This is a genomic window from Enterobacter cloacae complex sp. FDA-CDC-AR_0164 (assembly GCF_003071645.1).
Classification (GTDB): Bacteria; Pseudomonadota; Gammaproteobacteria; order Enterobacterales; family Enterobacteriaceae; genus Enterobacter; species Enterobacter ludwigii.
The window spans coordinates 2,804,815-2,830,329 of the sequence record NZ_CP028950.1; the positions used below are offsets into that span (position 1 = coordinate 2,804,815).

The window sequence follows — 25,515 nt, forward strand, 5'->3', positions numbered from 1 at the left end:
CGTTTGAGAAATAAAATTGATTTATTGCATCCATTCATGAATTAAACAGATGAATTATTCCTTACGCCAGCTTCGCATCTTCGTCACCGTAGCCCATGCCCGCAGCTTCAGTCGGGCAGGGGAGATCATCGGCCTGAGCCAGTCCGCGGTAAGCCACAGCGTGAAAGAGCTGGAGAGCCAGACGGGTGTCCGGCTGCTTGATCGCACCACGCGTGAAGTCGTGCTCACGGAAGCCGGACAGCAGCTGGCTCAGCGCCTTGAACGGCTGCTGGACGAACTCAACAGTACGCTCAGAGATGTAGGTCGACTGGGACAGCAGCTGTCGGGTACCGTGCGGGTTGCGGCCAGCCAGACGATATCCGCGCACCTTATCCCGCAGTGTATTGCAGAGGGTAATCATCGCTATCCGGATATCGATTTTGTTTTGCATGACAGGCCGCAGCAGTGGGTGCTGGAGAGCATCCGTCAGGGCGATGTGGATTTTGGTATTGTTATCGATCCCGGTCAGGTGAGTGACCTGGAGTGTGAAATTGTGCTTTCTGAGCCGTTTCTGTTGCTTTGCCGGGACGACGATCCGCTAGCCGCGCAGCCGTCTGTTCTCTGGCAGGCGTTGCAGGGAGCGAACCTGGTATTACAGGATTATGCCTCAGGCAGCCGTCCGCTGATTGATTCTGCGCTGGTGACGCAGGGCGTTAAGGCGACCATTGTGCAGGAGATTGGACACCCGGCAACGCTGTTTCCCATGGTGGAGGCCGGCATAGGGATCAGTGTATTACCCGCCCTGGCGCTCCCTTTGCCGCAGGGAAGCCGTCTGGTCGTGAAGCGACTGACGCCTGCTATTGAGCGAAAACTGATGCTGGTACGGCGAAAAAACCGTTCGCTCTCCGGGGCTGCGCAGGCTATCTGGGAAGTGGTGCGTATCCAGGCGCAACGATTAACCGAGGCCCGTATACGCGATCCACTGTTTAACTCAACAGAGCGTTAGACGTAGATGTCTATTTGATGATTGTCTGATGCGTTCTTCGGACCTTCCACGTTGACCAGACTTTGCTCTTGTTTCTTCTGGGCTTCTTCCGCCTGCTGGCGCTGCAGCTGTGCGAGCTGTGCCTGCAGCACTTTGATTTGCACCTGGATAAGCTCCTGCTGTTTCTTCTTCTCTTCCGCACTGCCGGAACCGTTCGCAACCTCTTTTAACTGTTGAGTCAGCTTGGTTATCTTGTCAGTGATACGGCTGATCTGGGCAGCGATATCGTTGCCGCCGGAAGAACGACTCCCGCCACCGCTGGTTTGAATGGGCTGGGTTGTAGCCTGAATGGTCGTCATACTTTTTCCTCTCGCTGTAAAACAGAGGTATCGGCGCCAACGCAATTAGCTTGAGCAAAACTGCCATATCTGGCAGGGAAAGGTATTGATACCAAATCAGTATTGATGGTGCAGAGAAAGTGTATTGGAGGTAACCCGCAGGCTCCAGATATAAGACTAAGGTCATGCGATCGGTGATATCGCGATCTTAATTCTCAAGGAGCTTTTATGACCCTCTCGAATAATCCCTGGTTCTCTGCCGACATCATTCGTGCCGCTAAACCTGATTTCACTCCGCGGGTTGCGTTTATTCTCGGCTCTGGTCTTGGCGCGCTCGCCGAGCAGATTGTTGATGCTGTGGTACTGAGCTATGAAAAACTGCCGGGCTTCCCGGTGAGCACCGTTCACGGTCACGCCGGTGAGCTGGTGTTGGGGCATCTTGCCGGTGTTCCGGTCGCCTGTATGAAAGGGCGCGGTCACTTCTATGAGGGCCGCGGCATCGCCGTCATGACCGATGCAATCCGCACCTTCAAACTGCTGGGCTGCGAACTGCTGTTCAGTACCAATGCCGCCGGTTCATTACGTCCGGAGGTTGAACCGGGAAGCCTGGTTGCCCTCTGCGACCACATCAACACCCTGCCGGGTACTCCGATGGTCGGGCTGAACGATGACCGTTTTGGCGACCGTTTTTTCTCGCTGGCCAATGCTTATGACGCAGATTGCCGTGCCCTGCTGCAGACCGTGGCGAGCGAGAAGGGCTTTCCATTGCATGAGGGGGTGTTTGTCTCTTATCCAGGCCCTAACTTCGAAACTGCGGCTGAGATCCGCATGATGCAGATCATCGGCGGAGATGTGGTGGGAATGTCAGTGGTGCCGGAAGTGATCTCGGCGCGCCACTGTGGCCTGAAGGTGGTCGCCGTTTCGGCCATAACCAACCTTGCTGAAGGTCTGAGCGATGTAAAACTGTCGCATGAACAAACGCTTGCCGCCGCCGAACTCTCTCGCCAGAACTTCATCGATCTTATCTGCGGTTTTCTGCGCCAGCTTGCCTGAGCGAAACAACACCGTGGCCCGTGAGGGCCACTCTGCTATAAGGAATCGGGTATGAACATCACGACGCGCTTAAAGATGATGTCCTTTATGCAATATTTTATCTGGGGAAGCTGGCTCGTTACTCTCGGCGCTTACATGATTAACACCCTGGGTTTTTCCGGCTCTGACGTGGGTATGGTCTACAGCTCGAAGGGGCTTGCCGCGATCGTGATGCCCTCGCTGGTGGGCATTATTGCCGATAAGTGGCTGCGGGCAGATCGTGCATACGTGATTTGCCATCTCGTCTGTGCCGTTGCGCTTTGCTATGCCGCGCAGGTCAATGAACCGGGGCTGATGTTCTGGGTCATGCTGGTTAATGCCATGGCCTTTATGCCGACCATTGCGCTATCGAATACCCTTTCCTACTCCTGTCTTGAGCAGGCAGGGCTGGACACGGTGACCCATTTTCCAACGGTGCGGGTCTATGGCACGGTAGGCTTCATTGTGGCGATGTGGGCCATAAGCCTGATGGGGGCAGAGTTAACCAACATTCAACTCTACATTGCTGCTGCCGCGTCGCTGGTTCTGGCGCTCTATTCACTGACGTTACCGGCCATTCCGGTGGCGAAGAATAAAACCTCATCGTCGCTGACAAGCAAACTTGGCCTGAATGCGTTCGTCCTGTTTAAACAACCCCGAATGGCGGTGTTCTTTTTGTTTGCGATGCTGCTGGGCGCCGTGCTGCAAATCACCAATACTTTCGGTAGCCCCTTTCTGCATGATTTTGCGCGTAATCCGGCGTATGCGGAAAGCTTTATCGTTAAATATCCTTCTATTTTGCTCTCCGTCTCGCAGATGTCAGAGGTGCTGTTCATCCTGACCATTCCTTTCTTCCTCCGACGTTTTGGCATAAAAACCGTGATGCTGATGAGCATGGTGGCCTGGATGCTGCGGTTTGGACTCTTTGCGTATGGCGATCCTTCCGCGACAGGCGTCGGGCTGTTGATGCTGTCAATGCTGGTCTACGGTTGCGCGTTCGACTTCTTCAACATCTCCGGTTCGGTGTTTGTCGAACAGGAGGTAAGCGCTGATATCCGCGCCAGCGCGCAAGGGCTGTTTATGACGACCGTTAACGGTATCGGTGCTTATTTCGGATCGGTATTGAGCGGCGCGGCGGTAGATTATTTCTCCGTGGATGGGGTGAAAGACTGGCAGACCATCTGGCTGGTATTTGCGGCGTATGCGTTGGTGCTCGCCGTGGTGTTTTATTTCAGCTTTAACTATCGCCACACCAGTAAAAACAGCGAGTTGCGCACAGTTGCGCATTAAAGTTTTCCCGGCAGGCGGTGAAAGGCTTTAAGGTGGGAGCATAAGTGTTATCGCCAGGATATGTGTTGATGGAACGCGTCTACCGAACCGACCTCAAGCTGCTGCGCTATTTTCTGGCCGTCGCTGAGGAACTTCATTTTGGACGGGCTGCGGCCCGTCTCAATATGTCGCAGCCGCCGTTGAGCCTGCATATAAAAGAGCTGGAAAGTCAGCTCGGTACCTTACTGTTTATTCGCCACTCACGAAGCGTCGCCTTGACCCATGCGGGTAAAGTGTTGATGGAAGAGTCCCGTCGACTGCTTGCCAGCGCAAACCAGGCACTGGCGCGGGTCGAACAAATTGGACGGGGTGAGGCGGGGCGGATTGCGCTGGGCATTGTCGGTACCGCCATGTGGAGCGAAGTGCGCACGGTCATGCGCACATTTTTGAAAGAGCATCCGAACGTTGATGTCGTCTTTCGCGAAAAGTCGCCGGTAATGCAAATGGCGCTGCTGGAGCGTCGGGAGTTGGATGTCGGGATCTGGCGAATGGCAACCGAGCCCACCGCAGGGTTTACCAGTATCCGCTTACGGGATGCGGCGTTTCTGGTTGCGCTGCCGGAGGATCACCGGCTGGTGGGGGAAAGCGCAATTGCGCTCACCGAACTGCAGAATGAGTACTTTGTAACTATGCCGTCTGCGCATTCTGACTGGTCGTTCTTACAGCGCGTGTGCCAGCAGGCCGGTTTTTCACCGATGATAGTGCGTGAAGCCGATGAACCACAGACGGTGCTGGCAATGATCAGCATGGGAATGGGGATTACGTTAGCTGCTGACAGCTATGCGCAAATGCAGTGGCCCGGTGTGGTATTTCGTCCATTACAGGTACGTATACCGGCAGATTTGTATGTGGTGTATGACGAGAAGCAGGCGACACCGGCGATTAAGTCGTTGATAGCAACGTTGACGGAAGAGTGATGTTATACCGCAGATAGCAAAAAAGCGCCTTTAGGGCGCTTTTTTGCATTGGTGGATCGTGCAGGATGACTCGCTTCGCTCGCCCTTCGGGCCGTCGCCGTAAACGGCTCCGTTGCGTCACTGCGTTCGGCTCGGACCTGCTGCAGGTTCGAATCATCCATACCGCAGATAGCAAAAAAGCGCCTTTAGGGCGCTTTTTTACATTGGTGGGTCGTGCAGGATTCGAACCTGCGACCAATTGATTAAAAGTCAACTGCTCTACCAACTGAGCTAACGACCCGAAATGGTGGGCGATGACGGGCTCGAACCGCCGACCCCCTCCGTGTAAAGGAGATGCTCTACCAACTGAGCTAATCGCCCATTTCGGAACTGCTGCGATAAGGTGAGAATGGTGGGCGATGACGGGCTCGAACCGCCGACCCCCTCCGTGTAAAGGAGATGCTCTACCAACTGAGCTAATCGCCCAATCTCAATACTTATCTACACTGCGAGTCTACTTAAGTAGATGGTGGGTGATGACGGGCTCGAACCGCCGACCCCCTCCGTGTAAAGGAGATGCTCTACCAACTGAGCTAATCACCCCCGCTGTGTGGAGTCGCATTATAGGGAGAGTTGAAAATGAGTCAACGCATTTTCTAAAGTTTTTATTCGTTCGTCGTAAAATTAAACAAAACGATCGCGAAACGGGCGATGACGCATGATTTCTAAACAAAAATCGCAAACTCCCTCACGATAAAGGGATCAACATTGAGGAATCCCCCCACAGTGATAGAATATTGCCCATTGTTTTTTTCCCAGGATTTGCCGATTGCCGGCATCTTTATAACGTAAGGCCATTTCATGAAAATCAAAACTCGCTTCGCGCCGAGCCCGACAGGCTATCTGCACGTCGGTGGTGCACGTACCGCTCTCTATTCCTGGCTTTTTGCACGCCACAACAAAGGTGAGTTCGTACTGCGTATTGAAGACACCGATCTCGAGCGCTCCACGCCGGAAGCAATTGAAGCCATTATGGATGGTATGAACTGGCTCAATCTGGAGTGGGACGAAGGCCCGTATTTCCAGACCAAACGTTTTGACCGCTACAACGCCGTGATTGATGAGATGCTGGTCGCGGGTACAGCGTATAAATGCTATTGCTCCAAAGAACGCCTTGATGCGCTGCGTGAAGATCAGATGGCGAAGGGTGAAAAACCGCGTTATGACGGCCGCTGCCGCCATGACCATAGCGAGCATGCTGCTGATGAACCGTGCGTGGTGCGTTTTGCTAACCCGCAGGACGGCTCGGTAATTTTTGACGACCAGATCCGTGGCCCGATCGAATTCAGCAACCAGGAGCTGGACGATCTGATCATTCGCCGCACCGACGGTTCCCCAACCTATAACTTCTGCGTTGTGGTTGACGACTGGGATATGGAAATCACGCATGTTATCCGTGGCGAAGACCATATCAACAACACCCCACGTCAAATCAACATCCTGAAAGCGCTGAACGCCCCTGTTCCGGTCTATGCGCACGTGTCCATGATCAATGGCGACGACGGCAAAAAACTGTCTAAACGCCACGGTGCGGTCAGCGTCATGCAGTACCGCGACGACGGCTATCTGCCGGAAGCGCTTCTGAACTATCTGGTGCGTCTGGGCTGGTCCAGCGGCGATCAGGAGATCTTTAGCCGTGAAGAGATGATCAATCTGTTCTCTCTGGGCGCGGTGAGCAAATCTGCGAGCGCGTTTAACACTGATAAGCTGCTCTGGCTGAACCACCACTACATCAATACCATGCAGCCGGAATATGTGGCGACATACCTGCAGTGGCACATCGAGCAGGCAAATATTGATACTCGTACTGGCCCTGAACTGGCGGAACTGGTGAAACTGCTCGGCGAGCGTTGCAAAACGCTGAAAGAGATCGCTGAAAGCTGCCGCTACTTCTATGAAGAGTTTGACGAGTTCGACGCGGACGCGGCGAAGAAGCACCTGCGTCCGGTTGCGCGTCAGCCACTCGAAGTGGTGCGTGACAAACTGGCGGCGATGACTGACTGGACTGCCGAGAATGTGCATCATGCCATTCAGGCGACGGCAGATGAGCTGGAAGTTGGTATGGGCAAAGTGGGTATGCCACTGCGTGTGGCAGTCACCGGTGCGGGTCAGTCTCCGGCACTCGATGTTACCGTTCATGCCATTGGTAAATCACGCAGCGTAGCGCGCATTAACAAGGCGCTGGATTTTATTACTGAGCGCGAAAATCAGCAGTAATAACGCCTGAACCATGAAAAACGGCAGGGAGACCTGCCGTTTTTTTATGCATTAAATTCAGCAATGCCGAGACGTGCAAGAAAGCCGCGTATCCCTTCACGCTTTAGTAAGGCATCCAGACGCTCCTGCTCAAGGTGCGTCATATTCTCCAGCGTCTCGATGATCCCAGGACGCAAAGTAGAGGAGGGGTCACAGTACAACGATGTCACCTCCGCCAGATGGTACACCGCCTGACGGTTACGGACAGCCGGGAGGCTCATGATGTGCTCCTTCACGCGGGCATCAATGTGAATCAGCCGTGCACGTCCGCCTTTCACCCCATTGACACCCTCGGTTTTCCATCCCTGCTGGCGTATCCAGCGGTTCACCGTTTGCCGTGCAACACCCAAATTTTCTGCCAGCTCTTCGGTGGTCATTTTGCTACGGAATCTTTTCATATCAGTTCTGGTCGCGTATCCCTAAACGTTGCAACAATCCGGTAATCCCTTCCCGCAGTAACAGTGATGTCATCTGCCTTTGCTCTTCCGGCGTCATTTCATTTGCCAGCGTCAGGAGCAGGGAGTGAAGCGAGCCATCATGGCTGGCACTTTCTGGTATCTCAGCCGTTTCACTTGCCCGGCGCGCGCTGCGGATAAACTCACGCACTTTTTCATTAACGTGCACCAGACGCGCTTTGCCGCCCTGGACTCCTGGTTTTGGCGATGTAATCCAACCCTCTTTGCGTACCCATTTATTGATGGTCTGGCGGCTATAGCCAGTGAGCAGGGCTAACTCTTCTGGCGTCATTCGTTCCTTGATCATGCAATTTCCTGAATATTCGTGGGGTTAATTAACGGCTCATTTTATAGCACCGTTTTAGAGGAAAATGTGACAGGCTTAACTCATGACTGCGAGCAGACTCGCAAAGTGATTCATTTGCATGATTTTTCGGCGATTGAACCGCCGTCATTGATTTTGCCGTTGACACTCCGCAGCGGAATTCATATTATGCCGCCCGTCAACATGACAGCTTTACGATGGGGCTATAGCTCAGCTGGGAGAGCGCTTGCATGGCATGCAAGAGGTCAGCGGTTCGATCCCGCTTAGCTCCACCACACTCTGAACCCAACAGAGTGCGGTCAGTAAAGTCAACATGTGGGGCTATAGCTCAGCTGGGAGAGCGCTTGCATGGCATGCAAGAGGTCAGCGGTTCGATCCCGCTTAGCTCCACCAAAATTTGAACCCTCGTCGAAAGACGGGGGTTTTTTTTATGCTTTTGTAAAACTCTTCACCCTAATTTGTTGCTGAAATAGAGGTATTTTTGTACCTCACCTCAATCAAAATCAATAAAGCGGTCTATAAATAGACTTCAACTTGATTCGCGCAATTAATAAACCTATTATCCATCCGGTCAATGATACGAATGGAAAATAGATTATCTAACTTAATGAATAGAAAAACTTACAATAATGTAAAGATATTTATAACTGCCCTCGCGCTTTGCCTGGTTGCGGTGCCATTCTCCCGTTATATCTCTCCGCGCGCTGTTGTTAATGGTCATGACGTATATTTAGCATGGCTGCCTTTAAGCGTAATGCTGGCGGTTATTCTGGTATTTGGGCGTCGGGCGGTTATTCCTGTTCTGTTAAGTTTTACTATCACTAATATACTCAGCATTGATTTAGCACCGCTACAATATTCAGTTTTATTGTTCTGTCAGACGTTCTCGGTGTTTGCGGGGTGCGGCATCCTCAGGATCATACTGGGCAAGCGCTGGCGCTACTGCGTGCCGAACAAGCATATTGGGTTACGGATATTTTGGCTCGGCTTTATGGTACCGATAGGCATAAAAGTGTCGATGTACCTGGCAGGTTATTTGTTCCATTTCCCGGTTACTATCTCAACCTTCTTCGGTGAAGGTACCGCAATTTATAACGTAGTCGATATACAAAGTCTGATCTGCGCGGCGTTGATATTTACCATGATGTTCTATTACCCGTTAAGAATGATAATTAATCCACGTTATGCCATCACCTTCTGGCGACGCAGTGTGAAGCCCGTGTTTTTTCAAAAGAAATCGCTATATATATTAGTCTGGCTGATGCTTTTAATCGTCATCCTCGCAATTTTATGTGCTCCTTTTGAGTCACCTATTATTGCGGGCTATTTAATGCCAGTGATTTTTATTCTCTTTACGTTAGGGATCAGTCGCCTGAGCTACGCGCTCATTTCTCTTTTCTGGGCGGCATCCGCACTTCTGCTGTTGACCTATAACTATAATTTCCTCAATGGCGTGGAGTCAGGCCATTCGCTCTCCTTTATTTTGTCTGTCCTTATCTCTTTCGCCATCTGTTTGCTCTACATGTCGCGGATTTATCAGCGCAGCGAGTGGCTGAAGCAGGACTGGCAGGACAGGGCGCTAACCGATCCGCTGACCGGTTTACCGAACATTCGTGCACTGGAAGATTTTTTGCAGGACCACCCTGATGCCAAAGTGTGCTGTCTGCGAATGGACAACCTTGAGTTCTTGAGTCGTCACTACGGCATTCTTATGCGGGTGCATTGCAAACGGATGGTGACCACCTCGCTGCAGCCATTTTTGCAAAAAGATGAGCGGCTTTTCCAGCTCCCGGGCAGCGAACTGGTGCTGGTATTGCTGGGGCCGGGAACCGCTGAGCGCCTGCAGCATATGGTCGATCAGCTGAACAGCCGTAAGATTGTCTGGAACAACACCGGGCTGGATATTGAATTTGGCGCTTCCTGGGGAATGGTTGAAAACGGTGAGAAGTTACACCATACGCTGGGGCAGCTCAGCTGGCTGGCTGAGCAATCTTGCGGAGCGCATAATGTACTGGCGCTCACCAATAGCCTCGAGGTGGCATCAGGACAAACAACCGAGCGGGTTTTGATGTTAGCGCGCATTAAACATGCTCTGGATGCCGGACAGTTTCATTTATACGCCCAGCCAATCCAGAAGGCAGATGGTAGCGGGTATTACGAAATACTGACGCGCATGGAAAGCGAGGGCGAGATCATCACCCCAGACCGCTTTATACCGCTGATTGCCCAGTTTAACCTGAGCCACCGCTTCGACATGTGCGTGATGGAAAAATTACTGGTGTGGCTGCGCGATCATCCAGCGACGCATGCCGGAGTGCGTTTTTCTGTCAATCTGATGCCCCTGACGTTGATGCAAAAAGAGGTGGCCATCGAGATTTGCTCGCTCTTTGAACGCTATGGCGTAGCACCACAGGCGGTGGTGATTGAGATCACCGAAGAGCAGGCTTTCTCTAATTCGGGCAGCAGTATCAAAAACATTCAGCAGTTGCGGGACTGCGGTTTCCGGATCGCGATTGATGATTTCGGCACCGGATATGCCAACTACGAACGTCTCAGACGTCTGCAGGCGGACATTATCAAAATTGACGGGTGCTTTGTAAAAGATATCTGTACCGACGATATGGATGCGATGATCGTGCAGTCGATTTGCAACCTGGCGAAGACGAAATCACTGAGTGTGGTGGCCGAGTATGTTGAAACGCCGGAACAGCGGGAGAAGCTGCTTCACTTCGGGGTCGACTATCTGCAGGGTTACCTGATTGGTAAACCCAAACCGCTTAATGAACTACGGACATAAAAAAACCGGGAGCTGAGCTCCCGGTTTTTATTTCGCTGCAGGTGTTACAGTACCAGTGCCGCAATAGAGGCAGACAGTACGCTCACCAGCGTAGAACCGTAAACCAGCTTCAGACCGAAGCGAGAAACCACGTTACCCTGTTCTTCATTCAGACCTTTAATCGCACCGGCGATAATACCGATGGAAGAGAAGTTAGCGAAGGAGACCAGGAACACGGACAGGATGCCTTCCGCGCGTGGAGAGAGCGTGCTGGCAATTTTCTGCAGATCCATCATTGCAACGAATTCGTTAGAGACCAGTTTGGTCGCCATGATACTGCCTACCTGCAGCGCTTCATGTGCAGGAACACCCATCACCCAGGCAACCGGGTAGAAGATGTAGCCCAGAATGCCCTGGAAGGAGATACCCAGAACCGCTGCGAACAGGGCGTTCAGAGCAGAAATCAGGGCAATAAAGCCGATCAGCATCGCCGCAACGATAATCGCCACTTTGAAACCAGCCAGAATGTACTCACCCAGCATTTCGAAGAAGCTCTGACCTTCATGCAGATTTGCCATCTGCAGGTTCTCTTCGCCTTCGTCAACACGGTACGGGTTGATCAGAGAGAGAACGATAAAGGTACTGAACATGTTCAAGACCAGCGCGGCAACCACGTATTTAGGTTCCAGCATCGTCATATACGCACCCACGATAGACATGGAGACGGTAGACATTGCGGTGGCTGCCATGGTGTACATGCGGTTGCGGGACATCTTACCGAGGATGTCTTTATAGGCGATGAAGTTCTCAGACTGACCCAGGATCAGGGAGCTGACGGCGTTGAACGATTCCAGTTTACCCATGCCGTTAACTTTGGAGAGTACGGTACCAATGGCGCGGATAACGACGGGCAGCACACGAATGTGTTGCAGAATACCGATCAGCGCAGAGATGAAGACGATAGGGCACAGTACCTTCAGGAAGAAGAACGCCAGACCTTCGTCGTTCATTTTACCGAAGACAAAGTTCGTCCCTTCGTTGGCGAATCCGAGCAGTTTTTCGAACATTTCGGAGAAGCCTTTTACGAAGCCAAGCCCCACGTTGGAGTTCAGGAAGAACCACGCGAGCAAAACTTCAATAACGAGAAGCTGAACAACAAAGCGGATGCGGATTTTTTTACGGTCATGGCTGACCAGTAACGCAAGCGCAGTAACGACAACGAGTGCCAGGACAAAATGAAGGACGCGGTCCATATTTGCTCCAAATATGAGGCAGGTTTAATTTTCGTGCACATTCTATGTAACAAGCGAAAAGAAAACGAGATCAAGGACACACTATAGTTACATCCTGTGACGAGTCTCAAAATTAGTGATCCACAATACATTTTTGTTATGTTAGGTAAATGCGTGAAAAGTTAAGTTTGTGTGCTAGTCTTCACAAAAGCGTGCGCGATTGCAGGTTTTGTTAGATCGCCCCACCTTACCCGCCCGTCTATTGTTCAAAGCTATCAGAGAAATCACTATAAACTCACTAAATGATCTTGATAATCATTCTCATTTTGATAGCATTAAACATAGCAAAGGCTATATTTCCAGAGGCAGAAATGACAAACAGTCGCGTAGAGGGTAGCAGTGGCAGAGCAGCGCGCAAGTTGCGGTTCGCGTTAATGGGACCTGCGTTCATTGCTGCCATCGGCTATATCGATCCAGGTAACTTTGCGACCAATATTCAGGCCGGGGCCAGCTTCGGCTATAAGCTGCTCTGGGTGGTCGTGTGGGCTAACCTGATGGCCATGTTGATCCAGATGCTGTCTGCGAAGCTGGGGATTGCCACGGGCAAAAACCTGGCTGAACAAATTCGCGATCATTATCCGCGTCCGGCGGTATGGCTTTACTGGGTTCAGGCGGAAATTATCGCCATGGCAACCGACCTCGCCGAATTCATCGGGGCCGCGATTGGTTTTAAATTGATCCTCGGCGTCTCGCTGCTTCAGGGCGCGGTGCTCACCGGGATTGCCACTTTCCTGATCCTGATGCTGCAGCGTCGCGGTCAAAAACCGCTGGAAAAAGTTATCGGCGGGCTGCTGCTGTTTGTGGCGGCGGCCTATATCGTCGAGCTGATTTTCTCTCAGCCGAATCTGGCACAGCTCAGCAAAGGGATGATTATCCCGAGCCTGCCAACCTCTGAAGCGGTGTTCCTGGCCGCCGGGGTGCTGGGCGCAACCATCATGCCGCATGTCATTTACCTGCATTCCTCGCTGACACAGCACCTGCACGGTGGGACGCGCAAAGAGCGTTACTCTGCGACGAAATGGGATGTGGCGATCGCCATGACCATTGCCGGTTTTGTGAACCTGGCGATGATGGCGACCGCTGCCGCCGCTTTCCATTTTAACGGTCACACCGGTATTGCCGATCTCGACCAGGCATACCTTACGCTGGAGCCGTTACTGAGCCATGCTGCTGCCACGATATTCGGGCTGAGCCTGGTGGCGGCCGGTCTCTCGTCAACGGTTGTGGGGACGCTGGCAGGGCAGGTGGTGATGCAGGGCTTTGTCCGTTTCCACATTCCGCTTTGGGTTCGTCGCTCCGTGACCATGCTGCCCTCCTTTGTTGTGATTCTGATGGGGCTGGATCCCACGAGAATTCTGGTCATGAGCCAGGTACTGCTGAGTTTTGGTATCGCGCTTGCACTGGTGCCGCTGCTGATCTTTACCAGTGACAAAAGCCTGATGGGCGAACTGGTGAACAGCACGCTGGTGAAACGAACCGGTTGGGTCATTGTGGCGGTAGTGGTGTCGTTGAACCTGTGGCTCCTGGTCGGCACTGCTCTGGGGTTATAGCGTCGCGTTGAACCAAAGAAAAAGGAGCCGGGAGGCTCCTTTTTGCATTATTGATGATGCATTACTGATGACGCATTAGTGATGATGGCCGTGACCACCGTGTCCTCTGCCACCGTGACCCCAGCCACCGCGGCGGTCGTCACGATCGTTCCAGCCTTCACGGTAACCACGCTCATAGGCGTTGTTTTTGTACCAGCCGCGATGCAGGCCATTATCATGTCTGCGCCAGCGGTCGCCGCGCCACTCATAGTGACGGTTCCAGTAATCACGGTCGCGCCAGTAGCCACCGTCCCAGTATCTGCCGTAGTCGTCACGATCGCCAATTTGTAATTTAACTGATGGCAACAGGGTGATTTCGCCCGCAGTGGCGATCAGCGGGGCCGAAGCCAGTAATACCGCTGCAAGAATCAGTGACCTGAACATACTCTTTCTCCTTCACGATCGGGGCCTTTGTGGGGCCTGTTAACGCAATATTACGAGTTGGTAAAGGCTCGTTTCATCGCCTCAACTCCTAATTCATGAATGAGAGCACTTTTTGCTAAAAGTGATTTTATTTTGAGCTGTTCAGGATCCCATCAATGATTGCTAGTTCTTCCGCCGAGAAATGGCGGTTTTCCAGCATGGTCACGGCATCGTCAATCTGGGCAGTTTTACTGGCCCCAATCAGCACTGACGTTACCGACTCGTGGCGTAAAATCCAGGCCAGCGCCATCTGTGACAATTTCTGGCCGCGGCTTTCCGCCAGCGCGTTCAGTTGACGAACCTTCTCCAGCTTCTCTTTGGTGATCTGATCGGGGTTCAGGAACTTACTGCCGCTTGCCGCACGCGAGTCTGCAGGAATACCGTTCAGGTAGCGGTTAGTCAGCTGTCCCCCCGCCAGCGGCGAGAAGGGAATGCAGCCGACGCCTTTTTCCTGCAGCACGTCCAGCAGGCCTTCCTCTGGCGCACGTTCAAACATCGAATATTTCGGCTGGTGGATCAGACACGGCGTCCCAAGGTCGTTCAGGATATCGATAGCCTTGCGGGCCTGTTCTGCAGGGTAATTTGATAACCCGACGTAAAGGGCTTTTCCCTGGCGCACCACATGGTCAAGCGCTTTCATGGTTTCCAGCAGTGGCGTTTGTGGGTCAGGACGGTGATGATAGAAGATATCCACATATTCCAGCCCCATACGCTTCAGGCTTTGATCCAGGCTGGCAACCAGATATTTGCGTGACCCCCAGTCGCCGTAGGGGCCATCCCACATGGTATAACCCGCTTTGGTCGAGATGATCAGCTCGTCGCGCCATGGCAGGAAATCTTCCTGCAAAATGCGACCGAAGTTACGTTCGGCTGAGCCGGGAGGAGGACCATAATTATTGGCAAGGTCGAAATGCGTAATACCCAGATCGAACGCGCGTTGTAAAAGTTGACGGCTGTTTTCGACAAGCGTGGCGTCGCCAAAATTGTGCCACAACCCGAGTGAGATAGCGGGCAACCTGAGTCCGCTTTGCCCGCAGCGGCGATACTGCATTGTCTGATAACGATTTTTGTCCGGCTGGTAACCCATTCTGATGCCCTCTGGCGCTGAAAGGAAAAATCAGTGTATACGTTTACATTTACATGAAAAAAAAGAGCATAGCGCAGCCTTTTTTGTAAAGCATTCTTTCCATGCCCTTCTTACGACCAATTCTGGACAGCCATCACGCTTCTTTAATACTCAAAGTGAGGTCAACGTCAGAAGGACACCTGTTATGCGAACCCCATACTGCGTCGCCGATTACCTGCTGGACCGTCTTACAGATTGTGGTGCCGATCATCTGTTTGGCGTGCCGGGCGACTATAACCTGCAGTTTCTCGACCACGTAATAGACAGCCCGGATATTTGTTGGGTGGGCTGTGCCAATGAGCTGAACGCATCCTATGCCGCTGACGGATACGCCCGATGTAAGGGCTTTGCCGCGCTACTGACCACATTCGGCGTTGGGGAGTTAAGTGCCATGAACGGCATTGCCGGCAGCTATGCCGAGCATGTCCCGGTTTTACATATTGTGGGGGCGCCGGGTACGGCGGCACAGCAAAGGGGAGAGTTGCTGCATCATACGTTGGGGGATGGGGAGTTCCGTCACTTTTATCATATGAGCGAGCCGATCACCGTCGCACAGGCGGTCCTTACCGAACAAAATGCCTGTTATGAAATCGACCGTGTGTTGACAACCATGCTTCGGGAACGCCGCCCCGGTTATCTGATGTTACCCGCCGATGTGGCAAAAAAAGCCGCCACGCCGCCTGTAAACGCTCTCACTCATAAGCAGGCTCATGCCGATAGCGCCTGCCTGAAAGCGTTCCGGGATGCTGCTGAGAACAAACTGGCGATGAGCAAACGTACCGCGCTGCTGGCCGACTTCCTTGTTCTGCGCCATGGCCTGAAACATGCGCTACAGAAGTGGGTGAAAGAGGTACCGATGGCCCATGCCACCATGCTGATGGGGAAAGGGATATTCGACGAGCGTCAGGCGGGTTTTTACGGCACATACAGTGGTTCAGCCAGCACTGGCGCGGTAAAAGAGGCGATTGAAGGGGCTGACACGGTATTGTGTGTTGGCACGCGTTTTACCGATACCCTGACGGCCGGGTTCACGCACCAGCTTACCCCGGCGCAGACCATTGAAGTTCAGCCGCATGCCGCACGCGTCGGGGATGTCTGGTTTACCGGCATCCCAATGAACCAGGCGATTGAGACGCTGGTCGAACTCTGCAAACAGCACGTGCATGCTGGCCTTATGTCGTCATCATCCGGCGCAATACCGTTCCCGCAGCCGGACGGTTCGCTTACCCAGGAGAATTTCTGGAGAACGTTGCAAACCTTTATTCGCCCGGGGGACATTATCCTTGCCGACCAGGGAACATCGGCCTTCGGCGCGATTGATCTGCGTTTACCGGCTGATGTGAACTTTATCGTCCAGCCGCTGTGGGGCTCGATTGGTTACACGCTGGCGGCGGCGTTTGGTGCACAAACCGCATGCCCGAACCGGCGCGTGATTGTGCTGACGGGGGATGGCGCTGCCCAGCTCACTATTCAGGAACTAGGCTCGATGCTGCGTGATAAACAGCACCCCATTATTCTGGTGCTCAACAACGAAGGTTACACGGTTGAGAGGGCTATCCACGGGGCGGAGCAGCGGTATAACGACATTGCTTTGTGGAACTGGACGCACATTCCGCAGGCGTTGAGCCTCGATCCTCAGTCTGAGTGCTGGCGGGTCAGTGAAGCGGAACAGCTGGCGGACGTACTTGAAAAAGTGGCGCACCACGAGCGGCTCTCGTTGATTGAGGTGATGCTCCCGAAAGCGGATATCCCGCCGCTGCTCGGGGCGCTTACCAAGGCTCTGGAAGCGTGTAATAACGCCTGATTACTTGTCGTTTCGCCAGGCCATCATCATCGGTTTGCCCGCCAGCAGAAGCCAGGCGGGCAACATCACGATACAGAGCAGGGGGAAGAGCGTTGAATCCGGCACCACTACCGCCGCCATAAACAGGCTCAGCCACGCATCGCGCGTCACCACCAGCACCAGCCCCAGAATTGAGCAAGAGACCGTTATCGCTGCCGGCACCGCATCCACATGTTCATGCAGCATCAGCCCCAACGCCACGCCGATAAACACCGCCGGGAAGATACGCCCACCGCGGAACCCACATGCAGCAGCCACCACCAGCGCCGCCAGTTTAACCAGCGCAAACAGCAGGTAATCAGACACGCTGAACACCTGGCTGAAAGCCAACTGCTGCATTTCATCAAGGCCTTTAAACAGCGTTACCGTTCCGCCGATAGCCCCTAACACGCCCAGCATCAGACCACCCGCCCCCAGAATCAGCACCGGGTGCTTCAGCCGGTGCAGGCGCGGAAGGCACCATACCGCAATCATCCCGAGTGCAATGGCGATCGCGACGACGATGGCACCGCTGAAAATATCGGCAATATGCATTTGACCGTAGTGGGGCAGAGAGAGTGAGAAATGAGGATGGAAAAAAAGACTGGTCGTGAGCGCGCCAGCCGCAGCGGCCATCAGCGGCGCAAAGAGTTTATCCCAGAGCGGGACGTCGTTATTGCTGGTAAGCGTCTGAGAAAAAATAAGGGCGGCGGCAACGGGCGTGCCGAAAAGCGCCCCGATGGTGCCTGCAGAGGCGAGGATGGTCCAGTCCAGCGCACCGACCCGGGGTAAAATGCGCGAACCGAGAAAGACCGCCATACCAATGTTTACCGCCATGATGGGGTGTTCAGGACCAAGGCTGACACCGCCCGCCAGACCCAGGATCAACGCGATAATCAGCCCCGGCAGCGCCGAGGGGGGAACGGGCGCACCGATCAGTGGCTCAAGCGCCGGATCCGGCCCGGCGTGCCCGGGGCTAAAGCGGATCACCAGACCCACCGCAACGCCGGTGAGCGTCAGCATCAACATGATCCATCCCGGCGAATCCACACTGACGCCCAGTTGTGCAGGAAGCGCCGTCCATAACATCGCCTGCAACACCGACGCGACTTTCATCACGACAATGAGCACCAGACTTGAGGCAACGCCAATGATCAGCGCCGGTATTGCCAGTAAGAGCATGGTTCTGGCTCGCGGATGGAGCATGATGATTTCCTTGTACAAAACGCTATTACGTTACTTTGCACAATCAGCTTTATGGCAATAGTGCAAAAGGTGCTGAAACGGTAAAGTTATTCTGTGACGAAGATCGATAATCTACGGGCATTCACCTTCCGGTCGTTGTTGTTATCACGCCTTGAACTTACAGTGTCCCAAAGATTTATTCTGACTTTAGCGGAGCAGTAGAAGAATGACAAAGTATGCTTTGGTAGGCGATGTGGGCGGCACGAATGCTCGCCTTGCCCTATGCGATGTAAATAGCGGTGAAATTTCCCGGGCGAAAACCTATTCAGGGCTGGATTATCCAAGTCTTGAGGCCGTTGTTCGGGTCTATCTTGAAGAGCAACAGGTGAGCATCGAAGACGGATGTATCGCCATTGCCTGCCCGATTACCGGTGACTGGGTGGCGATGACCAACCATGTCTGGGCATTTTCCATCGCTGAGATGAAAAAAAACCTTGGTTTTGCGCATCTTGAAATCATCAATGACTTTACTGCCGTGTCCATGGCGATCCCGATGCTGAAGCCAGAGCATCTGATTCAGTTTGGCGGTACAGCGCCAGTAGAAGGTAAGCCGATTGCGGTCTACGGTGCCGGTACCGGTCTTGGCGTTTCACATCTGGTTCACGTCGACCAGCGCTGGGTAAGCCTGCCGGGTGAGGGCGGTCACGTGGACTTTGCGCCCAACAGCGAAGAAGAGGGCATTATCCTCGAAGAGCTGCGCGCTGAAATCGGCCACGTCTCCGCCGAGCGCGTGCTTTCCGGTCCGGGTCTGGTGAATCTGTACCGTGCGATTGTAAAATCAGACGGCCGTCTGCCGGAAAATCTGCAGCCAAAAGATGTGACCGAGCGCGCGCTGGCGGACAGCTGCATCGACTGTCGCCGTGCGCTGTCGCTGTTCTGTGTGATCATGGGACGGTTTGGCGGCAACCTGGCGCTGACGCTGGGTACCTTCGGGGGAGTCTACATCGCGGGCGGGATCGTACCGCGTTTCCTCGACTTCTTTACTGCCTCAGGCTTCCGCGGTGCGTTTGAAGACAAAGGTCGCTTCAGAAGCTATGTGCAGGACATCCCTGTGTACCTGATTGTGCACGATAACCCTGGCCTGCTTGGCTCGGGCGCGCACCTGCGTCAGGTACTGGGTCAAATCCTCTGACGACTATCCCTCTCCTGCGGGAGAGGGGATTTTTACAGATGCATCAGCTGGCGGAACTCTTTCACCTTGCTGCGACTCACCGGGACCTGAAAATCAAGATCCTTCAGACGCAAAATATAGGTGTTGTTAAACCACGGTTCGATCTCGCGGATCTTATTTAGATTGACGCAAAACGAACGGTGGCAGCGGAAAAAGTGCGCCGCCGGCAGTTTATTGCAAAACTCGGTGATGTTCATTGCCATCACGTACGATTCACGCCGTGTATAGACAAACGTCATCTTCTCGTGCGCTTCGGCATAGTAGATATCGTCGATAGGCGTCACGATGATGCGTTCATCCTTGACCAGATTTATGGTGTCGTTTTCACGTATCGCCGGGCTTGCGTTAGCAGGCGTGGCCTGTTGTTGCCATGCGGCTTCCAGCTTTCGCAGCATGCTGACAATACGCGATTCCTGGTAAGGCTTCAGAATATAGTCAAACGCTTCCAGTTCGAAGGCTTCTACGGCGTGCTCTTTCCAGGCGGTAACGAAAACAATAAACGGCTTATGGGCAAACTGATTAATATTTTGCGCCAGTAATACACCGTCCAGTGATGGAATGTTGATATCCAGAAAAATGGCGTCGACCCGGTTATGCTGCAAAAACTTGAGTACGTCCAGACCATCCTCAAAGGTACCCACAATCTCCATCTGGCTGTGCGTTTTGATAAGCCAGCTCAGCTCCTGTTGAGCCAGAATTTCATCTTCCACGATGATGACTTTCATTGATTACTCCGGCCTATGGCAACAGTGATGTCGCCGCATGAACGGGGGAGCGTTCATTCGGGACGTAAAAAGCAATTTCGGTGCCGGGTTCGAGACGGTGAATGTGCAGTCCGTCGCCGAACAACAGCTTGACCCGATGGTGCACGTTCAGCAGTCCAATTTTATTGCCCGGCATTTCGTTAGACTCCACGCGCTCAATGACTTTTGGATCAATACCGTGGCCGGTATCGCGCACGGCAATGCGCACGCGGTTACCGCTTTCGGTTACGCTGATGGTGACCACGCCTTTACCTTTACACGGCTGAATGCCGTGAACAATCGCGTTTTCCACCAGCGGCTGGATCAGCAGGCTTGGGATCACACAGTTGACCTCTTCATCGATATCGTAAATCACCGTGAGCTTGTCACCAAAACGGGCCTGCTCAATCGCGATATAGTCCTTGATCTGATACAGCTCTTTTTTGATGTCGATCTGCTCGTCATCGTTCAGTTCAATGTTGTAGCGCAGGTAGCGCGACAGATTGAATATAAGCTGACGCGCGGTGTCCGGATTCATCCGGATGGAGGACGAGATGGCGTTCAGCGCGTTAAACAGAAAATGAGGATTGATTTTGCTCTGAAGCGCGCGCAGTTCTGCCTTATTTGCCATCTCGCGCAGCTGTTCTGCACGGGAAACTTCCAGCTGGGTAGAGATAATTTGCGACAGGCCGATGGCCATCTCCTGAAGCGTGGAGGTGATCTGGTGCGCGTGGCAGTAGTAGATTTTTAGCGTGCCCGTTACCACGCCTTTTTCCCACAGCGGAATCACCAGCATGGAGTGGATTTCCGGCGTTCGGTGAGCTTCATCATTGTTCTTAATGATGATTTTACCGTAGTTGATCGCCTGTCGGGTGGTGGGGCTAATGGTATCGTCATTATCGCGGTAATTGTGTTCCCCGACGCCGACATAAGCCAGTACGTGGTCGTTATTGGTAATGGCGACCGCATCGGCATGAATATCGCGGCGGATTATATCGCAGACCTGACGTAACGACTCCGCGTTCACATGGCGGAAGAGTGGCAGCGTTTTGTTGGCGATATCCAGCGCCAGCTTCGCCTGACGCGCGGCACTGGCCTCTTTTTCTCCCTCAACGCTTTGTACCAGCAGCACGATAAAACCGATGCAGACGCTGCCGAGGATCATGGGAATACCGATTTTCGAAACGATATCCAGCCCCAGTGCGATAGTGGGGGCCCACACCACCACCAGGATCATGGTCAGCGTTTCGCACACCATGCCGGCGATGATCCCGGCGCGCCAGCGCTGCTTTTTCGGGATCTTGCGGTTAATCCATCCTGACAGTACCCCGGCAATAATACTGGTAATAAAACAGGGAATTGCCGTCACGCCACCGATATCAATCAGGTAACGGTGCGTACCGGCAATCAGTCCGGTGATGACGCCGACCCACGGGCCAAACAAAATCCCGCCGGACATGACGGCAATGATACGCACGTTAACCAGCGATCCCTCGACCGGCACGCCGGACCAGGTGCTGAACAACGCGAACAGCGAGAAGATCGCGGTGACGGCCAGCAGCTCTTTTGGCGAGTGCGCAGACTTGTGCAAAAGCTCGCGGAACAGGCGAATGCGGATAAGGAAAAACAGGCAAATCAGCATTAATGCCGCGCGGTCAAAAACCGCCAGCAGCATATTGAATATTTCGTGCACGAGTAGACCAGGGAAAACGGGAAAGAACCATGATAAAAAACCTGGCGCGTATTGACCAGCTATCCGTCAGGTTTATCAAATGGGGAAAAACCCTGTTTTGCAAAGGGGATTATCAGGAGAGGGCTGAAGTCTCCCGATTTTTTTGTGATAACGCCTGAGCAGGTAACGATTTTGATATCATCGTGTTACACAACAGATATCAGAAAGAGGCTGTCACTTTGGACGCTTCCGCTTTTCAATGCAGCAGGGTTCCGATTTTAGTGCGCACTCTTTTTTTTCATTTCCCTCTCGACAGCATGATTTTTTTTAGGTTATTTTCTAAACATGCCACATCGGTGGCAGCGTCGCTCGGACGGTCCGGGCGCTAACGTTAATCTGAGGAATCTATGGCTGAATTCAGTCCTGAACGCCGTTTTACGCGTATCGATCGTCTCCCCCCTTATGTATTCAACATCACTGCTGAACTGAAAATGGCTGCGCGTCGGCGCGGCGAAGACATTATTGATTTCAGCATGGGTAACCCTGACGGCCCAACACCGCCGCATATTGTTGAGAAGTTATGTACGGTTGCTCAGCGTCCGGATACGCACGGCTACTCCACCTCTCGCGGTATTCCTCGATTACGTCGTGCAATTTCTCGCTGGTATCAGGATCGCTACCAGGTTGATATCGACCCTGAAAGCGAGGCGATTGTCACCATCGGCTCAAAAGAAGGTCTGGCGCACCTGATGCTGGCGACACTGGATCATGGTGATACTGTACTGGTGCCCAATCCGAGCTACCCGATTCACATTTATGGCGCAGTGATTGCCGGAGCGCAGGTTCGCTCCGTACCACTGGTGGAAGGGGTCGATTTCTTTAACGAACTGGAACGTGCGATTCGCGAAAGCTATCCGAAACCTAAGATGATGATCCTCGGTTTTCCGTCGAACCCGACGGCGCAGTGCGTAGAGCTCGATTTCTTTGAAAAAGTGGTCGCCCTGGCCAAACGTTACGACGTGCTGGTGGTGCATGATTTAGCCTATGCCGATATTGTCTATGACGGCTGGAAAGCCCCTTCGATTATGCAGGTTCCTGGCGCACGCGATGTGGCGGTTGAGTTCTTTACGCTGTCGAAAAGCTACAACATGGCTGGCTGGCGCATCGGCTTTATGGTGGGCAACAAGACGCTGGTGAATGCCCTGGCGCGCATCAAGAGTTATCACGACTACGGTACCTTTACCCCGCTTCAGGTCGCGGCTATTGCAGCACTTGAAGGCGATCAGCAGTGTGTGCATGAGATTGCTGCGCAGTATAAGCGTCGCCGTGATGTGCTGGTCAAAGGGTTGCATGAAGCTGGCTGGATGGTGGACATGCCAAAAGCGTCCATGTACGTCTGGGCTAAAATTCCGGAGCCGTATGCGGCAATGGGATCGCTGGAGTTTGCCAAAAAGCTGCTGCAGGACGCGAAGGTATGTGTCTCGCCGGGCATTGGCTTTGGTGATTATGGCGACACCCATGTGCGATTCGCTCTGATTGAAAACAGTGACCGCATCCGGCAGGCGGTGAGGGGCATCAAGAGTATGTTCCGCGCCGACGGACTTCTCTCATCGAAAAGCGTCACCGAACATCACGCGTCATCATGACATAAAAAAACAGGAGCCATCGGCTCCTGTTTTTTTGACTGCATGTTCTTCACTAGATCATCAGGGCAAACGTTCCGGCCCAGACTAAAACAATCACCGAAATGCCCATAAAGAAATATTTCACGTTTCATCGCTCCGCGTATCTTGTGGTACGCATTTAAAAACAGAGTCCACCTGATTATAGAGAGCTGAAGTTGGCTTATAGCGGAAATAAGATTTTTCCCGTAATACCGCTGACTCCCGCTCAGAATTCTGTGCTTTCCTGTTGCCAGACGGCGCTAATGTACGCCTAAAAATGGGGGGTGACAAGAGGGATTTTTTTAAATAATTTCCGTCACTTACGAGTGTCGTGGAACGGCGACAGTTTGATTTCAGAACGCAATAAATTCACTTTGAGCGACGCAAAGAAAGACAGTACACAGCGTGATTACAGGTCATTGAAAAGGTTAGTTTCTTAACGAAACTAACCTTCTGGAATTTAGATATACAGCGAGGCTTCGCCAAGAGGGCGTGTTTTGAAACGGCGATGCATCCAGAGATATTGCTCAGGCGCACGCATGATTTCCATTTCGATAACTTTATTGATGAACGTAGCGGCTTCGCCTTCGTTTTCCGGATAGTTAGCCATCTCAGGGGAGATATGCAGGCGATAGCCTGATTTATCCGCTTTTCTGACCATCGTGACGGTCAACATGGAGGCACCGGAAAGACGTGAAATCACAAAGGTACCATTGGTCGTGGCGACATCTTTCACCGCAAAGAACGGAGCGAAGCTACTGCCTTTACGCCCATAATCCTGGTCCGGTGCGAACCAGACGGCCTCACCTTTTTTCAGTGCGCCAACCATGCCGCGCAGGTTGTTACGGCTGATCATCGCCTTATTCGAGCGCATACGACCACGTGTCTGCACCCATTCCATCACGGCGCTGTTGTGCGGACGGTAGGTTGCCATCATCGGCTGGCAAAGCCCCATGACGCGACCCCCCAGTTCCAGAGACATAAAGTGAACGCCGACCACCATCACGCCGCGGTTTTGCATCTGGGCACGTTTCAGGTTATCCAGGCCTTCCACATCAAACCATTTACGAACACGTTCATCAGACCAGAACCATGCCATACCGGTTTCAAGTAGAGCCATGCCGATAGATTTAAAGTTTTCAGCAATCAGTTTTTCGCGCTGTTCCGCATTGTACTGTGGAAAGCAAAGTTCGAGATTTTTACGCGCAATAGACTCACGACGTTTAAGGAAGTGGCGCGATGCGCTGCCAAGCCTGGAGCCCAGAATGCGGATTACGGGATAAGGAAGCTGAACCAGTAACCAGAGCACGCCAAGACCAAACCATGTGAACCAGTAACGCGGGTGCAGGAACGCGCGTTTGAATTTGGATTGTGACAAAATAATGGGAACCTATATAAAGTCGGTGAAAGTCACGCATTGCGTAACCACGTACCTGTTAGACCGTAGTACAAGGTCATGGTTGCAGGCTTTACCGATCTTTACGGCGTTGCCTGGCCATTGCTGACGTTGGGTGGGCGGTATAATGTAGCACCCTTTATACGGTATGTGCTATTACTCGTTCTTGATTAAAAAAGCGGCAATTCGAAAGGTCTTTGATTTTTCTGTTTTTATAAACCAGAACAGATGCGCGACGGCATCTGTTTGGATATTTTGAAAGCAGTCGTTATGCTTTCCAGGCCGCATCGCCAGGCTGTACCTGTTTATACCATGCCATCAGCGCGGCTGTACCGGGCTCTCCCTCGGCGGGGGCCCAGGTAACGAAATCCTCATCAGCCACCGGTTGATAGCCACCGTGTTTAACTTCAAAAATAACGCCGCCGTGATCCAGTGACAGCACGGCATGCCAGGTTCCCGCCTCCATCTCCAGCGCCATACACGCTTCACCTAATACGACGCGACGGGTGACGACGCCCTGGTCGTCAAAATTCAGCACGACAAAACGCCCGCGAAGGGGAAGTAACAGCTCAAAGGTATGCGGATGACGATGAGGGCGAACATAGGTGCCAGGTTCCATCGCGATGGCCAGTCGCTGAACCGGGTCGCTCAGTTCAGGATGAAAGTTACGATGCGCGCGTAAACGCGGGGCGTTAGCCGCCGCTTCACTTTGTTGCGTCAAATCGGAGAGCGTGATTTGTTTCATGATGGTTGCCTGAAAGAGAAGAGGGTCTGTGGAGCAAAGCAGTGGAATTGTAATACGGAATAACATAACCCATATAAATGAGGGTTCAATCACTGCACATCACCTCTGGAGCATAATAACCTGTGCTGCTAAATTCTCTTTAGCGGCTAAAACGTGA

22 protein-coding genes, 6 tRNA genes and 1 other RNA gene are annotated in these 25,515 nt (G+C 52.9%); 12 read left to right on the plus strand and 17 right to left on the minus strand.

The genetic code is table 11. The features are described from left to right. Window positions 1-49 precede the first annotated feature (49 nt). Window positions 50-985 (plus strand): LysR family transcriptional regulator, encoded by a 936-nt coding sequence (locus AM410_RS13785; RefSeq protein ID WP_020883092.1) that lies wholly within the window; start codon window positions 50-52, stop codon window positions 983-985. Here the strand turns inward: AM410_RS13785 and AM410_RS13790 are convergent. Next, window positions 982-1,323 (minus strand): FlxA-like family protein, encoded by a 342-nt coding sequence (locus tag AM410_RS13790; RefSeq protein WP_020883093.1) that lies wholly within the window; start codon window positions 1,321-1,323, stop codon window positions 982-984. The two genes, AM410_RS13785 and AM410_RS13790, sit on opposite strands and share 4 nt — an antisense overlap. 207 nt (window positions 1,324-1,530) lie before the next feature. Between AM410_RS13790 and xapA the strand changes: the two genes are divergently transcribed. The 3 genes from xapA (at window position 1,531) to AM410_RS13805 (ending at window position 4,619) form a co-directional block, all read left to right on the plus strand. After that, a complete protein-coding gene (gene xapA, locus AM410_RS13795; RefSeq protein ID WP_020883094.1) occupies window positions 1,531-2,355 on the plus strand; it encodes a xanthosine phosphorylase in 825 nt (274 codons plus the stop codon). A gap of 51 nt (window positions 2,356-2,406) precedes the next feature. Then, the gene (locus AM410_RS13800) at window positions 2,407-3,663 is read left to right on the plus strand and encodes a nucleoside permease (RefSeq protein ID WP_073396210.1); all 1,257 of its coding nucleotides are present in this window, start codon (window positions 2,407-2,409) and stop codon (window positions 3,661-3,663) included. A 68-nt stretch (window positions 3,664-3,731) separates the two neighbouring features. Next, window positions 3,732-4,619, plus strand: coding sequence for a LysR family transcriptional regulator (locus AM410_RS13805; RefSeq protein WP_020883096.1), 888 nt, complete (start codon window positions 3,732-3,734; stop codon window positions 4,617-4,619). A gap of 49 nt (window positions 4,620-4,668) precedes the next feature. Here AM410_RS13805 and AM410_RS13810 read toward each other — a convergent pair. The 5 genes from AM410_RS13810 to AM410_RS13830 all read right to left on the minus strand — a co-directional run bounded on the left by AM410_RS13810 (window position 4,669) and on the right by AM410_RS13830 (window position 5,201). Then, window positions 4,669-4,796: non-coding RNA, RtT sRNA (locus AM410_RS13810), on the minus strand. 27 nt (window positions 4,797-4,823) lie between these two features. Then, window positions 4,824-4,899, minus strand: a tRNA-Lys gene (locus AM410_RS13815). Window positions 4,900-4,903: 4 nt separating this feature from the next. Then, window positions 4,904-4,979, minus strand: a tRNA-Val gene (locus tag AM410_RS13820). A gap of 29 nt (window positions 4,980-5,008) precedes the next feature. Continuing rightward, window positions 5,009-5,084: transfer RNA gene (locus AM410_RS13825), tRNA-Val, on the minus strand. 41 nt (window positions 5,085-5,125) lie between these two features. Further along, window positions 5,126-5,201 (minus strand) — tRNA-Val (locus AM410_RS13830). Between the two features lie 258 nt (window positions 5,202-5,459). Between AM410_RS13830 and gltX the strand changes: the two genes are divergently transcribed. Then, window positions 5,460-6,875, plus strand: a complete 1,416-nt coding sequence (gene gltX, locus AM410_RS13835; protein WP_014171074.1) for a glutamate--tRNA ligase — start codon at window positions 5,460-5,462, stop codon at window positions 6,873-6,875. Between the two features lie 44 nt (window positions 6,876-6,919). Here the strand turns inward: gltX and AM410_RS13840 are convergent, their stop codons facing one another. Together AM410_RS13840 and AM410_RS13845 are read right to left on the minus strand one after the other, a co-directional pair. Beyond that, the gene (locus tag AM410_RS13840; protein ID WP_068794848.1) at window positions 6,920-7,312 is read right to left on the minus strand and encodes a YfeC-like transcriptional regulator; all 393 of its coding nucleotides are present in this window, start codon (window positions 7,310-7,312) and stop codon (window positions 6,920-6,922) included. Window position 7,313: 1 nt separating this feature from the next. Continuing rightward, the gene (locus AM410_RS13845) at window positions 7,314-7,676 is read right to left on the minus strand and encodes a YfeC-like transcriptional regulator (protein WP_032680532.1); all 363 of its coding nucleotides are present in this window, start codon (window positions 7,674-7,676) and stop codon (window positions 7,314-7,316) included. Between the two features lie 217 nt (window positions 7,677-7,893). Between AM410_RS13845 and AM410_RS13850 the strand changes: the two genes are divergently transcribed. The 3 genes from AM410_RS13850 (at window position 7,894) to AM410_RS13860 (ending at window position 10,491) form a co-directional block, all read left to right on the plus strand. After that, window positions 7,894-7,969, plus strand: a tRNA-Ala gene (locus AM410_RS13850). Window positions 7,970-8,011: 42 nt separating this feature from the next. Next, a tRNA-Ala gene (locus AM410_RS13855) sits at window positions 8,012-8,087 on the plus strand. Between the two features lie 214 nt (window positions 8,088-8,301). Next, complete coding sequence (locus AM410_RS13860) at window positions 8,302-10,491, plus strand: sensor domain-containing phosphodiesterase (protein WP_068794847.1); 2,190 nt, start codon at window positions 8,302-8,304, stop codon at window positions 10,489-10,491. Between the two features lie 44 nt (window positions 10,492-10,535). Here AM410_RS13860 and AM410_RS13865 read toward each other — a convergent pair whose 3' ends face one another. Then, a complete protein-coding gene (locus AM410_RS13865; RefSeq protein ID WP_014171069.1) occupies window positions 10,536-11,723 on the minus strand; it encodes a NupC/NupG family nucleoside CNT transporter in 1,188 nt (395 codons plus the stop codon). Between the two features lie 350 nt (window positions 11,724-12,073). Between AM410_RS13865 and AM410_RS13870 the strand changes: the two genes are divergently transcribed. Next, on the plus strand, window positions 12,074-13,312 hold the full coding sequence (locus tag AM410_RS13870) for an Nramp family divalent metal transporter (protein WP_020883097.1): 1,239 nt from the start codon (window positions 12,074-12,076) through the stop codon (window positions 13,310-13,312). A 75-nt stretch (window positions 13,313-13,387) separates the two neighbouring features. Here the strand turns inward: AM410_RS13870 and AM410_RS13875 are convergent, their stop codons facing one another. Together AM410_RS13875 and mgrA are read right to left on the minus strand one after the other, a co-directional pair. After that, window positions 13,388-13,735 (minus strand): DUF2502 domain-containing protein, encoded by a 348-nt coding sequence (locus tag AM410_RS13875; RefSeq protein ID WP_014171067.1) that lies wholly within the window; start codon window positions 13,733-13,735, stop codon window positions 13,388-13,390. Window positions 13,736-13,862: 127 nt separating this feature from the next. Next, on the minus strand, window positions 13,863-14,861 hold the full coding sequence (mgrA, locus tag AM410_RS13880) for an L-glyceraldehyde 3-phosphate reductase (RefSeq protein ID WP_073396208.1): 999 nt from the start codon (window positions 14,859-14,861) through the stop codon (window positions 13,863-13,865). A 184-nt stretch (window positions 14,862-15,045) separates the two neighbouring features. On the opposite strand from mgrA, the gene ipdC reads away from it, so the two are divergent. Continuing rightward, complete coding sequence (gene ipdC / locus AM410_RS13885) at window positions 15,046-16,704, plus strand: indolepyruvate decarboxylase (protein WP_073396207.1); 1,659 nt, start codon at window positions 15,046-15,048, stop codon at window positions 16,702-16,704. Here the strand turns inward: ipdC and AM410_RS13890 are convergent, their stop codons facing one another. Continuing rightward, on the minus strand, window positions 16,705-17,928 hold the full coding sequence (locus AM410_RS13890) for an ion channel protein (protein WP_108647966.1): 1,224 nt from the start codon (window positions 17,926-17,928) through the stop codon (window positions 16,705-16,707). Between the two features lie 205 nt (window positions 17,929-18,133). On the opposite strand from AM410_RS13890, the gene glk reads away from it, so the two are divergent. After that, on the plus strand, window positions 18,134-19,099 hold the full coding sequence (glk, locus tag AM410_RS13895) for a glucokinase (RefSeq protein WP_020883102.1): 966 nt from the start codon (window positions 18,134-18,136) through the stop codon (window positions 19,097-19,099). Between the two features lie 32 nt (window positions 19,100-19,131). Here the strand turns inward: glk and AM410_RS13900 are convergent, their stop codons facing one another. Next, entirely contained in the window at window positions 19,132-19,863 is a 732-nt protein-coding gene (locus AM410_RS13900) for a LytR/AlgR family response regulator transcription factor (protein ID WP_020883103.1), read from the minus strand. 13 nt (window positions 19,864-19,876) lie between these two features. Then, window positions 19,877-21,574: a sensor histidine kinase gene (locus AM410_RS13905; protein ID WP_025203510.1), complete on the minus strand. Its 1,698-nt coding sequence runs from the start codon at window positions 21,572-21,574 to the stop codon at window positions 19,877-19,879. 386 nt (window positions 21,575-21,960) lie between these two features. On the opposite strand from AM410_RS13905, the gene alaC reads away from it, so the two are divergent. Next, entirely contained in the window at window positions 21,961-23,199 is a 1,239-nt protein-coding gene (gene alaC, locus AM410_RS13915) for an alanine transaminase (protein WP_025203511.1), read from the plus strand. Window positions 23,200-23,251: 52 nt separating this feature from the next. On the opposite strand, the gene ypdK is transcribed toward alaC, so the two are convergent. The 3 genes from ypdK to AM410_RS13930 form a co-directional block, all read right to left on the minus strand. Then, window positions 23,252-23,323: a membrane protein YpdK gene (gene ypdK / locus AM410_RS13920; RefSeq protein ID WP_099458937.1), complete on the minus strand. Its 72-nt coding sequence runs from the start codon at window positions 23,321-23,323 to the stop codon at window positions 23,252-23,254. Window positions 23,324-23,677: 354 nt separating this feature from the next. Beyond that, complete coding sequence (gene lpxP, locus AM410_RS13925; protein WP_086532242.1) at window positions 23,678-24,598, minus strand: kdo(2)-lipid IV(A) palmitoleoyltransferase; 921 nt, start codon at window positions 24,596-24,598, stop codon at window positions 23,678-23,680. A gap of 283 nt (window positions 24,599-24,881) precedes the next feature. Then, complete coding sequence (locus AM410_RS13930; RefSeq protein WP_047366497.1) at window positions 24,882-25,358, minus strand: WbuC family cupin fold metalloprotein; 477 nt, start codon at window positions 25,356-25,358, stop codon at window positions 24,882-24,884. Between the last annotated feature and the right edge of the window lie 157 nt (window positions 25,359-25,515).

Excerpts from the sequence above, each read along its gene's own strand:
- AM410_RS13785 (WP_020883092.1), top strand. The coding sequence starts at position 50 with ATGAATTATTCCTTACGCCAGCTTCGCATCTTCGTCACCGTAGCCCAT.
- AM410_RS13790 (WP_020883093.1), bottom strand. The coding sequence starts at position 1,323 with ATGACGACCATTCAGGCTACAACCCAGCCCATTCAAACCAGCGGTGGC.
- xapA (WP_020883094.1), top strand. The coding sequence starts at position 1,531 with ATGACCCTCTCGAATAATCCCTGGTTCTCTGCCGACATCATTCGTGCC.
- AM410_RS13800 (WP_073396210.1), top strand. The coding sequence starts at position 2,407 with ATGAACATCACGACGCGCTTAAAGATGATGTCCTTTATGCAATATTTT.
- AM410_RS13805 (WP_020883096.1), top strand. The coding sequence starts at position 3,732 with ATGGAACGCGTCTACCGAACCGACCTCAAGCTGCTGCGCTATTTTCTG.
- gltX (WP_014171074.1), top strand. The coding sequence starts at position 5,460 with ATGAAAATCAAAACTCGCTTCGCGCCGAGCCCGACAGGCTATCTGCAC.
- AM410_RS13840 (WP_068794848.1), bottom strand. The coding sequence starts at position 7,312 with ATGAAAAGATTCCGTAGCAAAATGACCACCGAAGAGCTGGCAGAAAAT.
- AM410_RS13845 (WP_032680532.1), bottom strand. The coding sequence starts at position 7,676 with ATGATCAAGGAACGAATGACGCCAGAAGAGTTAGCCCTGCTCACTGGC.
- AM410_RS13860 (WP_068794847.1), top strand. The coding sequence starts at position 8,302 with ATGAATAGAAAAACTTACAATAATGTAAAGATATTTATAACTGCCCTC.
- AM410_RS13865 (WP_014171069.1), bottom strand. The coding sequence starts at position 11,723 with ATGGACCGCGTCCTTCATTTTGTCCTGGCACTCGTTGTCGTTACTGCG.
- AM410_RS13870 (WP_020883097.1), top strand. The coding sequence starts at position 12,074 with ATGACAAACAGTCGCGTAGAGGGTAGCAGTGGCAGAGCAGCGCGCAAG.
- AM410_RS13875 (WP_014171067.1), bottom strand. The coding sequence starts at position 13,735 with ATGTTCAGGTCACTGATTCTTGCAGCGGTATTACTGGCTTCGGCCCCG.
- mgrA (WP_073396208.1), bottom strand. The coding sequence starts at position 14,861 with ATGGGTTACCAGCCGGACAAAAATCGTTATCAGACAATGCAGTATCGC.
- ipdC (WP_073396207.1), top strand. The coding sequence starts at position 15,046 with ATGCGAACCCCATACTGCGTCGCCGATTACCTGCTGGACCGTCTTACA.
- AM410_RS13890 (WP_108647966.1), bottom strand. The coding sequence starts at position 17,928 with ATGCTCCATCCGCGAGCCAGAACCATGCTCTTACTGGCAATACCGGCG.
- glk (WP_020883102.1), top strand. The coding sequence starts at position 18,134 with ATGACAAAGTATGCTTTGGTAGGCGATGTGGGCGGCACGAATGCTCGC.
- AM410_RS13900 (WP_020883103.1), bottom strand. The coding sequence starts at position 19,863 with ATGAAAGTCATCATCGTGGAAGATGAAATTCTGGCTCAACAGGAGCTG.
- alaC (WP_025203511.1), top strand. The coding sequence starts at position 21,961 with ATGGCTGAATTCAGTCCTGAACGCCGTTTTACGCGTATCGATCGTCTC.
- AM410_RS13930 (WP_047366497.1), bottom strand. The coding sequence starts at position 25,358 with ATGAAACAAATCACGCTCTCCGATTTGACGCAACAAAGTGAAGCGGCG.